Source organism: Streptomyces sp. SS7 (assembly GCF_037993025.1).
In the GTDB taxonomy this organism is placed as follows: domain Bacteria; phylum Actinomycetota; class Actinomycetes; order Streptomycetales; family Streptomycetaceae; genus Streptomyces.
Genome location: NZ_CP141223.1, coordinates 9,310,098 through 9,322,601, shown reverse-complemented (window position 1 = coordinate 9,322,601; position 12,504 = coordinate 9,310,098). Strand labels below are relative to the sequence as shown.

General features: G+C 72.1%; 8 protein-coding genes and 3 pseudogenes. 4 read left to right on the top strand and 7 right to left on the bottom strand.

The genetic code is table 11. From position 1 onward, the window contains the following. Positions 1–46: 46 nt before the first annotated feature. Positions 47–310, top strand: a complete 264-nt coding sequence (locus U5640_RS41905) for an NAD(P)H-binding protein (RefSeq protein WP_340385651.1) — start codon at positions 47–49, stop codon at positions 308–310. A 520-nt stretch (positions 311–830) separates the two neighbouring features. Here the strand turns inward: U5640_RS41905 and U5640_RS41900 are convergent. Then, a pseudogene (locus tag U5640_RS41900) lies at positions 831–929 on the bottom strand (SAM-dependent methyltransferase); the annotation flags it as partial. A gap of 418 nt (positions 930–1,347) precedes the next feature. On the opposite strand from U5640_RS41900, the pseudogene U5640_RS41895 reads away from it, so the two are divergent. After that, positions 1,348–2,801, top strand: a pseudogene (locus U5640_RS41895) (glycoside hydrolase family 43 protein). Positions 2,802–2,890: 89 nt separating this feature from the next. Continuing rightward, a pseudogene (locus tag U5640_RS41890) lies at positions 2,891–3,175 on the top strand (phenylacetate--CoA ligase); the annotation flags it as partial. Positions 3,176–3,227: 52 nt separating this feature from the next. Here U5640_RS41890 and U5640_RS41885 read toward each other — a convergent pair. From U5640_RS41885 to U5640_RS41870, 4 genes are all read right to left on the bottom strand, one after another. Further along, the gene (locus U5640_RS41885) at positions 3,228–4,724 is read right to left on the bottom strand and encodes an acyl-CoA synthetase (protein ID WP_340384455.1); all 1,497 of its coding nucleotides are present in this window, start codon (positions 4,722–4,724) and stop codon (positions 3,228–3,230) included. A 217-nt stretch (positions 4,725–4,941) separates the two neighbouring features. Next, entirely contained in the window at positions 4,942–6,501 is a 1,560-nt protein-coding gene (locus tag U5640_RS41880; RefSeq protein ID WP_340384454.1) for an acyl-CoA synthetase, read from the bottom strand. Beyond that, positions 6,498–7,607, bottom strand: coding sequence for a nitronate monooxygenase family protein (locus U5640_RS41875; RefSeq protein WP_340384453.1), 1,110 nt, complete (start codon positions 7,605–7,607; stop codon positions 6,498–6,500). Before U5640_RS41875 ends, U5640_RS41880 begins: the two co-directional genes overlap by 4 nt. Before the next feature lie 79 nt (positions 7,608–7,686). Further along, positions 7,687–9,252 carry an NAD(P)/FAD-dependent oxidoreductase gene (locus U5640_RS41870; protein WP_340384452.1) on the bottom strand — a complete coding sequence of 522 codons (1,566 nt, stop codon included), beginning with the start codon at positions 9,250–9,252 and terminating at the stop codon, positions 7,687–7,689. A 49-nt stretch (positions 9,253–9,301) separates the two neighbouring features. Between U5640_RS41870 and U5640_RS41865 the strand changes: the two genes are divergently transcribed. Then, positions 9,302–10,135 carry an NUDIX domain-containing protein gene (locus tag U5640_RS41865; RefSeq protein WP_340384451.1) on the top strand — a complete coding sequence of 278 codons (834 nt, stop codon included), beginning with the start codon at positions 9,302–9,304 and terminating at the stop codon, positions 10,133–10,135. A 447-nt stretch (positions 10,136–10,582) separates the two neighbouring features. Here U5640_RS41865 and U5640_RS41860 read toward each other — a convergent pair whose 3' ends face one another. Together U5640_RS41860 and U5640_RS41855 are read right to left on the bottom strand one after the other, a co-directional pair. Next, positions 10,583–11,476: an oxygenase MpaB family protein gene (locus tag U5640_RS41860; RefSeq protein ID WP_340384450.1), complete on the bottom strand. Its 894-nt coding sequence runs from the start codon at positions 11,474–11,476 to the stop codon at positions 10,583–10,585. Between the two features lie 229 nt (positions 11,477–11,705). Continuing rightward, positions 11,706–12,380 carry a hypothetical protein gene (locus tag U5640_RS41855; RefSeq protein ID WP_340384449.1) on the bottom strand — a complete coding sequence of 225 codons (675 nt, stop codon included), beginning with the start codon at positions 12,378–12,380 and terminating at the stop codon, positions 11,706–11,708. Positions 12,381–12,504: the final 124 nt, after the last annotated feature.

Below are 12,504 nucleotides of genomic sequence, written 5' to 3'. Positions count from 1 at the left end.
GAACAGCCCCTCCGTCCGATGCTCTACTTCCGCATCACCGGTCGCCCTGGTCAAGGTCTCCAACGTCAAGGCCGGCTTCGAGGACCACCACGGCGTCGACCAGGTCGTACGCGCCTCCGGCACCGACTGGACCCTCGCCAGGGCCGTCGCCCTCTCCAACAAGCCGGCCGGCGCCCCACCGCGCGCCGCCGAGGCCGGCACCGACAAGCCGGGCATGCGCATCAGCCGTGCCGGCCTCGCCGACTTCCTGGTGGACACCGTCGAGCAGGGCACCTGGATCCGCAAGGCTCCCCTCGTATGGAGCGCGTAAGGCTGATGGGCGTGCTGCGCTGCGGATCGGGCAGTGCCATGACCCGACGCCGCGACTCATCCGGCCGCCGCCCAAGCCCGGTTCGACGGCCAGTCGGGCGCCGGCGCGTCCCGCCAGGGCGAGTCTGACGCGCTCCGGTGCGTGGCTAAGCGCTCCTCTGGGGGCGCCGCGCTGTGTGGTCGGTCGTCTGCGGGACCGTCGCGGCTGGTCGCGCAGTTCCCCGCGCCCCTTCAGGGCGCGGCCGAACCGCAGTCGACTCCGACCGACCCTCTTGGACGACTGGTAAGCGAGCGTACGGGGTGGTCAGGCGTGGGAACCGTTCTCCAACTGCGCGTGCGCCATCCGCACGCCTCACGAGGCGAGCTCGTGCCGAGCCGGCCAGGGCGGGACGGCCGCAGGTGACCTCGCGGGCCGAGCTGGAGCGGATCGGGTTCGGCCTGTTCGCCCGGCACGGGTTCGAGGAGACCACGGTGGACGAGCGGTGCCTTTTGGCCCCAGGCCAAGCCGTAAGGCCGACCTCCTAGTGCCGGTGCCAGACCAGCGCGTAGCGCCAAAACAGTCGTCGGTGCAGCCGTGCACCGGGTAGCGCCTGGTGGGCGTCGCGAACGATGTCCGCAAAGGTCAGGAAGTCTCACCGTCATGGGCGGTTGCAGGGTGCGACCGCGCGGAAATCGAACTGGCCGGTTTCGTTGACGCCCTTCTGGCTGAGACTTATCTTCTGATCGAACTTGCGAACAGTGTTCGATTTTTCGAACCATGGCCGTCAAAGGGGACAGCCCGTGTTGCGCACCCGTCTCCGGCGTACTTGTGAGCCGGCTCCGGCAGCCCTCTGCGCCGCCTTCGTCACCCGACCCGCCACGGCGGGGTCCCTGGTCGCTGCCATGCTCACGCGGAAACCGCGGCACGTCGGCCGCTGACCAGCGCGACGCGGCGCCCACGTCGCGCTGGGCCGGTCCTGCCCCAACAGTACGGAGGCCGGGCCTCACCCTCGACCTCACTTGCCCCTGATCACGGCACCCCAAAAGACTGGAACGCATATGCCCGCGGTTCTCTCACGGCTCGCGGCGATATTTGTCGCCGCCTGCCTGCTCTTCACCGCCCAAGTCGTCACCACACCTCAGCGTGCCGCCGCCGCCGACCCGGGTTACCTCATGGTGCACTTCACCGGCGAGGGGTCGACCAACCAGCAGATGTACCTCTCGCACAGCACCGACGGCCTGCACTGGAACGACCTCAACGGCGGCGCCATGGTGCTGCGCTCCACGATCGGCACCAAGGGGGTGCGCGACCCGGCACTCGTGAGGTCCCCCGACGGCAGCAAGTACTGGATCATCGCGACCGACCTGTGCATCAGCTGCGGGCAGGACTGGAACGCCTCCATCAACAACGGCAGCCGCAACCTGGTGGTGTGGGAGTCGTCGGACCTGGTCTCATGGTCGGATCCGTGGCTGCTCAACGTCGCCGGCGCGATCCCCGACGGCCGCAACGCCTGGGCCCCCGAGGCGATCTGGGACCCCGAGACCAACGACTACGTTCTGTACTGGGCGACGAACGTGCCCCTCGACGGCAAGACCAAGCACCGCATCTTCTATGCCCGCACCAGCGACTTCCACACGATCAGCACCCCGCAGATCTACATCGACCGCCCCGGCGCCCAGGAGATCATCGACACCCAGATCATCGAGCTCCCGGCCGGTGTCGGTGACTACCGCTACGTGCGGGCCTCCGGCGACGGACAGATCACCCTCGAGGGCAGCAACTCCATCCTCGGGACGTGGACCAGGCTGGGCGACCTCTCCGGCATCGGCCTGACCGGCACGCAGGGCCAGACCGGCACGCGGGTCGAGGGCCCGATGTGGATGAAGTTCAACGGCACCAACAAGTGGGCTCTCTACCTCGACCAGTACGCCATCAACGGCGGCTACATGCCGGTCGTGACGACCGACCCGTCCCTGACCCCGCCGCCTACCAGAAGCAGGCGGCCGGCAGCTACAACATGGGCGTCACGAAGAAGCGCCACGGCTGGATCATGAACCTCACCTCCGCCGAGGAGAGCCGTGTCCTCGCCCGCTGGCCCAACACCCCGGTCCAGCGCCTGCAGTCGTTCAACTTCCAGGACCGGTACGTGCGCCAGACCAACTTCGACGTGCGCATCGATCCCAACGTGAGCCCCGCCGACGACGCACAGTTCCGGATGCGGCCCGGCCTCACCGGCACCGGCACCGTCTCCTTCGAGTCGGTCAAGTTCCCCGGCTACTTCCTGCGCCACGCCAACTACGACTTCCAGCTGGTCCGCAACGACGGCACCGCGCAGTTCGCCGCCGACGCCACCTTCCGCCAGGTCCCCGGCCTCGCCGACGCCACCTGGTCGTCCTTCCAGTCGTACAACTACCCCGACCGCTACATCCGCCACTACGCCTACCAGCTCCGCCTCGACCCCATCACCACCGCGACAGGACGCGGCGACGCCACCTTCCGCGTAACGAGCTGACCGACGCCGACAACGCCGACAAGGTGGGGGCGCCTGCACGGCGCCCCCACCCACCCATCGCTCCACAGACCGAAAGGAGCTGTCCGGCGCTGTTCCCCACGCAGATCGAGGAGATCGTGCTGCGCACCCCGGGGGTCGCGCCCCACTTCCAGCTCCGGCTGACCCGTGAGGGCCGTCTCGACGCGCTGACCGTCCGCGCGGAGGCCCGGCCGGACGCCGGGCCCGCGGACCGCGACCGCGCCGCGCGCGCCGTCGCGGCGGCCGTGAAGGACGGCATCGGGGTGTCGGTGACCGTGGAGATCGTCGAACCGGAGTCGCTGGAACGGTCGGTGGGCAAGATCCGGCGGATCGTGGACGAGCGCCCCAAGGAGTAGCTCCCGCCCACCGGACCGGCCGCCGGACCGCCGGCCGTACCGCCCGCCGGGGTCATGCTCCGAAGCGGTCCCGCAGCTCCCGCTTGAGGATCTTCCCGCTGGCGTTGCGCGGCAGTTCGTCCACGAACACCACCCGCTTGGGGGCCTTGAAGGAGGCGAGCCTCCCGCGGGCGTGCGCGAGGAGTTCGTCCTGTGTGACCTCACCGCGCGGGACGACCACCGCGGTGACCGCCTCGATCCACCTCTCGTGCGGCAGGCCGATCACCGCGACCTCGGCGACCGCCTCATGGGTGGAGAGGGCGTCCTCGACCTGGCGGGAGGCGACCAGGACGCCCCCGGAGTTGATGACGTCCTTCACCCGGTCGACGATCGTGAAGTAGCCGTGGGCATCCCGCACGGCGAGGTCCCCGGAGTGGAACCAGCCGTCCCGGAAGGCCTCGGCGGTCTCCTCGGGCTTCTCCCAGTAGCCCTCGCAGAGCTGCGGGGAGCGGTAGACGATCTCGCCGGGCGTGCCGTCGGGGACCTCGTCGCCCTTCTCGTCCACGACCCGGGCGTCGACGAAGAGGACGGTGCGCCCGCAGGAGTCCATGCGGCCCTTGTGTTCGTCGGGGGCGAGGACGGTGGCGAGCGGGCCGATCTCGCTCTGGCCGTAGCAGTTGTAGAGAGCGAGCTTCGGCAGGCGTTCGCGCAGCCGTTCCAGGACGGGCACCGGCATGATCGACGCCCCGTAGTAGGCCTTGCGCAGACCGCTCAGGTCACGGGTGGCGACGTCGGGGCGGCCGACGAGACCGATCCAGACGGTGGGCGGGGCGAAGAGGCTGTCGACGCGGCCGGCCTCGATCAGGTCGAGGAGCTGCTCGCCGTCGGGTGCGTCGAGGACCAGGTTCGTGGCGCCGACCGCGAGGTACGGCATCAGGAACACGTGCATCTGCGCGGAGTGGTACAGCGGCAGGGAGTGTCCGGGGCGGTCGCCGGCGCTGAGGTCGAGGGCGGCGATCGCGCTGAGGTACTCGTGCACCAGCGCCCGGTGGGTCATCATCGCGCCCTTGGGCAGGGCGGTCGTGCCGGAGGTGTACAGCAGCTGGACCAGGTCCTCGGTGCGCGGCTCGGGCCCGTCGTACGGCGCGGTGTCCGCCAGCCGGGCGAGCAGGGAGCCGTCGGCGTCGCGCAGGGGCAGGGTCGGTACGCCCGCCGGGAGCCGGTCCCGCAGACCCGGGTCGGCCAGCACGAGGGCGCTGCCCGACTGCTCGACGATGTACGCGAGGTCGTCCCCGGTGAGGTTCTGGTTCACGGGCACATGGACCAGGCCGGCGCGGGCGCAGGCGAGGAAGGCGATGAGGTAGGCGTCGGAGTTGTGGCCGTAGGCACCGACCCGGTCGCCCCGCCCGAGCCCCGCGCCGAGCAGGACGGCCGCCGCGCGCGAGACCGCGTCGTCGAGTTCCTGGTAGGTCCAGGTGCGGTCGCGGTACTCGACCGCGACGCGTGCCGGGGTGCGGTGGGCGCTGCGCCGCAGCACCCCGTCGACCGTGCTGCCGTGTCCGGACGTCATGGCACATGATCCTCGGCGCGCCACCGGGACAGGTCAAGTCGGGGCCGTCCGGCCGGCGTCGGGCGCTTTGCCCCCGACGCCGCCCGGACGGAGGTCGCCGGCACCGGACCGGCACCGGACCCAGGGCGGGGCCGATGCGGTGCGCGCCCCGCCGACGAGGTGCTCGTCGGCGTCGGCGCCCGGTCCCACCCGGCGGTCCGGCGGTGCACCGCCGCCGTCACAGCGGGCGGGTGCGGCCCTCCCAGTAGGGCTCCCTCAGGCGGCGCTTGTACAGCTTGCCGTTCGGATCGCGGGGCATCTCGGTGACGAAGTCGACGGACTTGGGGCGTTTGTAGCCGGCGAGGCGGTCGGCGCAGTGGGCCAGGAGGGCGGCGGCGAGGTCGGGACCGGGTTCGTGCCCGGGGGCCGGTTCGACGACCGCCTTGACCTCCTCGCCCCAGTCGTCGTGCGGGATGCCGAAGGCGGCGGCGTCGGCGACGGCGGGGTGGGCGAGGAGCGCGGACTCGATCTCGGCGGGGTAGATGTTGACGCCGCCGGAGATGATCAGGTCGATCTTGCGGTCGCGGAGGAAGAGATAGCCCTCCTCGTCGAGGACGCCCAGGTCACCGACGGTGAAGAAGTCACCGATGCGGTTCTTGCGCGTCTTCGCCTCGTCCTTGTGGTAGGCGAAGCCCCCGGTGCTCATCTTCATGTAGACCGTGCCGAGTTCACCCGGCGGGAGGCGGTTGCCGTCGTCGTCGAAGATCGCCAACTCGCTGATGGGCCACGCCTTGCCGACCGTGCCGGGCTTCTTCAGCCAGTCCTCGGCGGTGGCGAAGGCACCGCCGCCCTCGCTGGCCGCGTAGTACTCCTCGACGCACTCGCCCCACCAGTCGATCATCGCCCGCTTGACGTGGTCCGGGCAGGGCGCGGCGCCGTGGATGGCGTGCCGCATGGACGAGACGTCGTACGCCTGCCGGGTGGCCTCGGGGAGGGCGAGCAGCCGGTGGAACTGGGTGGGGACCATGTGGGTGTGCGTGCAGTGATGGGCGTCGATGAGGCGCAGCATCTCCTCGGGGGTCCACTTGTCCATGAGGACCAGGCGGTGGCCGATGTGCAGCGAGGAGCCCGCGAACTGCAGGACCGCCGTGTGGTAGAGCGGCGAGCAGACCAGGTGCACGTTGCCCTCGAAGGGGCGGATGCCGAAGAAGCCGAGGAAGCCGCCGAGGTAGGCCTCCTCGGGGAGCTTCCCGGGCAGCGGACGCCGGATGCCGCGCGGGCGGCCCGTCGTACCCGAGGTGTAGTTCATGACCCAGCCGAGGGTGCGGCCGTCCGGGGCCGACTCCGGTTGTCCGTCCAGGAGTTCGGCGTACGGCCGGAAGCCCTCGGCCGCTCCGACGCCGTACCGGTGGCTGGGCGGCAGGCCGGCCTCGTCGGCGGCGCGGCGGGACTGCTCGGCGAAGCGCTCGTGGGCGATGAGGACCTTGGCGCCGGAGTCGGCGACGATCCAGGCGATCTCGGGGCCGACGAGGTGGTGGTTGACGGGGACGAGGTAGAAGCCGGCCTGGCTGGCGGCGAGGTAGGCGGTGAAGAACTCGGCGGAGTTGGGGAGGACGACGGCGAAGGCGTCGCCGCGTTCCATGCCGGCCGCGCGCAGTCCGTGCACCAGCCGGTTCGCGGCGGCGTGCAGCCGTCCGGCGGTCCACTCCTCGCCGTCCGGGGCGATCAGTGCCGGGCGGTCGGGGTCGGCGGTCGCCTGGGCCCAGAAGCCCGTGGGGGGTGTGCTCGTGCCGGTCACTGTCCGCTCCTTCCGGCGATGCGGTTGACGCGGTCCAGGGCCTGTTCGAAGCCGCGGGTGAGGTCGTCGAAGACCGCCTGGACCGGGCGGACCTCGTTCATCCGGCCGACGATCTGCCCGACGGGGGTGCCGAGCAGCGGGTCGACCTCGTGTTTCTGGATGCGGGAGACGGCCTCGGCGACGAGCAGGCCCTGGAGGGGCATGGGCAGGGTGCCGGGGCCGTGCGGGTCGTCCCAGGCGTCGGTCCATTCGGTGCGGAGCTGGCGTGCGGGTTTGCCGGTGAGGGCGCGGGAGCGGACCGTGTCGCCGGAGCCGGCCGCGAGGAGCTTGCGGGTGAGGGCGGGAGAGTGCAGGTCCGCCTCGGCGGTGGTCAGCCACAGGGAGCCGAGCCAGACGCCCTGGGCGCCGAGGGCGAGGGCGGCGGCGATCTGGCGTCCGCTGCCGATGCCGCCGGCGGCGAGGACGGGCAGCGGGTCGACGGCGTCCACGATCTCCGGGATCAGGACCATCGAGGCGATGTCCCCGGTGTGGCCGCCGGCCTCGTAGCCCTGGGCGACGACGACGTCGATGCCCGCCTCCCGGTGCTTGCGGGCGTGCCGGGCGCTGCCGGCGAGCGCGGCGACCAGCACGCCGCGCTCGTGGGCGCGGGCGACCACGTCGGCGGGCGGGGAGCCGAGGGCGTTGGCGAGCAGCCGGATCGGGTAGTCGAAGGCGACGTCGAGCTGGCTGCGGGCGACCTGCTCCATCCAGCCGGTGATCCGCCAGCCGGAGGCCTCGCCCTCGGCCAGCTCCGGGACGCCGTACTTGGCGAGGGTGTCCCGGACGAACTGCCGGTGCCCCTCGGGGATCATCGCCTCGACGTCGGCCTCGGTGACGCCTTCGACCTTCTTGGCGGGCATGACGACGTCGAGCCCGTACGGCCGTCCGTCGACATGGGCCTCGATCCAGTCGAGGTCGCGTTTGAGGTCGTCGGGGGCGGTGTAGCGGACCGCGCCGAGCACGCCGAAACCGCCCGCGCGGCTGATGGCCGCGGCCACGGCGGGGAACGGCGTGAAGCCGAAGACGGCGTGCTCGACTCCCAGGTGATTGCTCAGCTCCGTCTGCATGGGCGCAGAATGCCGCAGCGGGCCGGACGACGGAAGAGGTTTTCTGATAGACCGTCAGATTTACTGTGCGCGCGGGCCGTTACCGGTCGGCTTCGAGGACCGCCATCGCCGCGTTGTGCCCCGGCACCCCGCTCACCCCTCCCCCGCGGACCGCGCCCGCCCCGCACAGCAGGACGTTGGCGTGCGGGGTCTCCACGCCCCAGCGGCCGGTGGCCTCGTCCGCGTACGGCCAGGACAGGTCGCGGTGGAAGATGTTGCCGCCGGGCAGCCCGAGGTCGCGTTCCAGGTCGAGCGGGGTCCTCGCCTCGATGCAGGGGCGCCCGTCGGCGTCCGGGGCGAGGCAGTCGGCCAGCGGTTCGGCGAGGTGGGCGTCGAGCTGGGCGAGGGTCGCCTTGAGGAGCTCGTCACGGGCGGAGTCGTTGTCGCGCGCGAAGAGCCGCGCCGGGGCGTGCAGGCCGAACAGGGTCAGGGTCTGGTAGCCCCGCGCGACCAGGTCGGGGCCGAGGATCGTCGGGTCGGTCAGGGAGTGGCAGTAGATCTCGGACGGCGGTGCGGCGGGCAGTTCACCGGCGGCGGCCTGGGCATGGGCGGTGGCGAGCTGCTCGTAGCCCTCGGCGATGTGGAAGGTGCCGGCGAACGCCTCGCGCGGGTCGACCGAGCCGTCCCGCAGCCGGGGCAGCCGCGTGAGCAGCATGTTCACCTTGAGCTGGGCGCCCTCGGCGGGGGCGGGCGGCGCGTCGCCGGTGAGCGCGGCCAGGGCCTGCGGGGAGGCGCCCACCAGGACGTGCCGGGCGGCGGTGACGCCCTCGCCGTCGGCGGTGCGCCAGGTGACCTCGGCGCTGTGGCCGTCGGTGGCGATACGGACGGCCTCGTGGCCGGTGGCGATGACGGCCCCGGCGTCGCGCGCGGCGGCTGCCAGGGCGTCGGTGAGGGCGCCCATCCCGCCGACGGGCACGTCCCAGGCGCCGGTACCGCCGCCGATGACGTGGTACAGGAAGCAGCGGTTCTGCTTGAGGGACGGGTCGTGGGCGTCGGCGAAGGTCCCGATGAGGGCGTCGGTGAGGACCACGCCCCGGACGAGGTCGTCGCTGAAGTTCGCCTCCACGGCGGCGCCGATCGGTTCCTCGAACAGCGTGCGCCAGGCGTCCTCGTCGTCGACGCGGCGGCGCAGCTCGTCCCGGCTGGGCAGGGGTTCGGTGAGCGTGGGGAAGACCCTCCGGGCGACGCGCCCGGTCATGCCGTAGAAGCGCTGCCAGGACGCGTATTCGCGCTCGCCCCCCGTGAGCCGGGCGAAGGCCTCCCGGGTGCGGTCCTCTCCCCCGCCCACGAGGAGCCCCGTGGGGCGTCCGCCGCGCTCGACAGGGGTGTACGAGGAGATCGTGCGCCCTTGGACGCGGAAGCGCAGGCCGAGGTCGTCCACGATCTTCCGCGGGAGCAGGCTGACCAGGTAGGAGTAGCGCGAGAGGCGGGCGTCGACGCCGGCGAAGGGGCGGGTGGAGACGGCGGCGCCGCCGGTGTGGTCGAGCCGTTCCAGCACCAGCACGGACCGTCCGGCCCGGGCCAGGTAGGCGGCGGCGACCAGGCCGTTGTGTCCGCCGCCGACGACTACGGCGTCGTAGGTGTGGTGTCCCTCGTGAGCAGGCATGGTTCTTCGTAACACGATCTACGCCGGCTTGGATACGAGGGGGGATCCCATGGGCATCGAGCCGAGCCAGACGGCCGCGCTCCTGGTCAACGAGCGGGGGCAGTACCTGCTGCATCTGCGGGACGCGTACAAGGCGATCTGGGATCCGGGCGCCTGGTCGCTGCCGGGCGGGGCGCGGGAGGGCGACGAGACGCCGGAGGAGGCGGTCGCGCGGGAGCTGCTGGAGGAGACCGGGCTGGTGATCGAGGGGATGACCCGGTTCACGGTCATCAACGACACCACGGTGTTCCTGGGGCGCTGGGACGGCGACCCGGCCCGGATCCCGGTCGGCGAGGGCATCATGTTCGCCTTCTTCGACGCGGCGACCGTACGGCATCTCGTCATGGCGCCCTGGGCGGCCGAGGTGCTCGCCCTGCACCGGGGCGACGCGAGCGTGCCGGTGCGGCGGGAGGCCCCGCACGTCCTGGGCGTCCACCTCTACCTGGAGCGCGACGGCGAGATCCTGCTCGGGCTGCGCCATCCGGACGCCGCCTTCGCGCCCCGCACCCACCACTTCCTGGCCGGGCACTGCGAACAGGAGTCGGCCGTGACCTGTCTGGTGCGGGAGGCCAGGGAGGAGGCGGGCCTGGAGATCGACCCGGCGGACGTGGAGCTGGTGCACACCGTCCACGTCGACAACGGCTTCCTGCGGCGCCCCCGCATCCAGCTCGTGTTCCGCGCCCGCCGCTGGACCGGCGAGCCGCGGCTCATGGAACCGGACAAGTGTCTGAGCTGGGACTGGTGGCCACTGGACGCGCTCCCGGAACCGATGGTCGACTACGCGCGAGCGGCGATCGACGGCATCCGGAACGGACGGCCGTACACGGAGCTGGGCTGGGCCTGAGTGCGGGCCCGAGCGGCCCGGCTTCGGCGATGTCTTCCTTCTGTGCGGTGAGGAGAACCCGGACTTCCCGCCCACGGACCACCGTTGGGGCTCGCTGGACCACTTGCGCTTCGAACAGGTCGACGACTACTTCGCGGTCCTCGACGAAGACACGGACGAGCCCGTCATCTGGCTGTATCCCCTCGCGCGGGGCTCTGTGGCGCACCACCGTCCAGGACCGTTCGAAGGCCTGCGACTGCACTACCACCCGGAACCGGACAGCTCGGGTCCGGTCGCCCCCTTCGTCGACGTCGTCGCATGCCTGGTCGACCCTTTGCCCGCACAAGCTCTCTGGGGACAGGAGCGCGAACCCCTGGGGCCGCCCGTCGCCACCGACGCCCTTGCGGCTCGCGTCGAGCGGTTCGCCGACACCGGCGAAGAGCGGCGTCAGGTGCAGGTGGCGGCCGGCTACAGCGGGACCTTGTGCGGTGCGGGCCGGGCCTCGGGGCCCAGTCTCGCCATGGCGCGCAGGATGTGCTGGGGCGGGAGCTGCCAGCGTACGCGGGCGGGGACGCAGCGCAGCAGGGTGCCCACGGCGCGCAGTTCCCGGGTGACGGCGGCGGGGCGCGGGGCCGGTCGGCCGTACAGCTCGTGGGCGTACGGCGGGAGCGAGGCGTAGGCGAGACGCGCCACCCGCCGCCACAGCAGGGCGCGCGCCGGGACGAGCACAGGGTGCGTGGGCGGGCTGCGCAGGAAGTCGTCCACTGCCAGGGCGTCGGCACCGGCGGCCAGGCGGGGCCGTACCTGCGCGAAGTAGGCGTCCATCGCGGCCCGGTCGGCGGGCACGTCGGCGGGGTCGAGGCCCACCAGGCGGGCGCTGACCCGGTGTTCGCGGACGTAGCGGTCGGCGGCGGCGTCGGTGAGGGGGTAACCGGAGCGGCGCAGGACGTGCAGATAGGAGTCGATCTCGGCGCAGTGCACCCACAGCAGCAGCTCGGGTTCGTCGACCGGATACCGCTCGCCGGTTTCGGGGTCGGTGGCCGAGAGCAGGCGGTGGATCCGGCGGACCCGGGCGCCCGCCTTCTCGGCGGCCTCCGTGGTGCCGTACGTCGTGGTGCCGACGAAGTTCGCGGTGCGCATGAGCCGGCCCCAGGCGTCGCGCCGGAAGTCGGAGTTCTCCATCACGCCGCGCACGGCACGGGGATGGAGGGCCTGGAGATAGAGGGCACGGATGCCGGCGACCCACATCATGGGATCGCCGTGCATCTGCCACGTCACGCTCGCCGGCGTGAACAGGCCCGGGTCGGCCGTCGTGCCGGCCTGCACGGCCACGGGCTCCGGCTGTCCGCTGTACCGATCCATCGCTCTTCCCGCCCTGCGCCGCGGAAGGCGCGCCTCGTCCCCGCGACCGCCCTCACCGGCGCATCACCGACCACGCTGTCACCCCGGGTCCTCCCCGGAGCACCACCGGGTCAATCCCCTGTCGGCGGGACCTCTGCCGGGCCGAGTCACGGCGTCGGCCTCGTCACCGAGGACGTCCGCGCCCGCTGACCAGGGCGCCGTCGGCGACCTGAACGCCGACGGTGCCCGGTCAGACCCGGGGGGCGGGGACGACGCTGAGGTGGCCCGCTGTGCGTCGCGTCTGGCTACGACGGGTGCGGCGAGGCGCGGGCATCGGGCGCGGCTCGCGCAGCACCATCGTCAGCCGCCTGTACCCCATGTCGAGGAGGGTCGTCGGGGTCTCGACGACGACTCGGCACGCGGTGTCGCCCCGGCGGACGTCGGGGTGGTGCAGCGAGCGGACCGCCCCGTCGAGTTCCACGGCGACCGCGCCGACCGCACGGATCCAGTGCGGCAGCCCCTGCCGGTAGGCGGCCTCCATGATGGGGTCCTGCGCGATCTCCCGCCGGATCGCCTGGAGTCCGGCGTCGTGCCCGTGCCGCTCCACGGCCGCCGAGAAGCAGGCGAGCATCGGCAGGCACCAGCCCGACTCGTGGTCGGCAAGGACGGACGACGCGTCCGGGTGGAAGAGGACGAACCGCAGGAAGTTGTCCCAGGGCAGGGCGGTGGGGTGCGGGCCCACGCCTCCGAAGAGTGTCTCGAAAGCCGTGTTGGCCAGGACCACGTCCCAGCGGTGGTCCAGGACCACGGACGGGAAGGGGACGGCCTCCAGGTAGGTGGCGTAGTCCTGCAGATACGCCTGGGCCTCGAGAGTGTCGGGGACGGACCGCGGTACCAACCGCTGCCCTCCTGCCTGAAACGCCATCGGGAGGTCACCCCTCTTGCCCGTGCCGCCTTCACGCGGCGTCCCGATCCTGCTGCCCAGGGGCAGGAGGTGTCAACTACCGTGGCATTCCGTGCTCGTTGACGGCTGAAATTGGCCACAATTG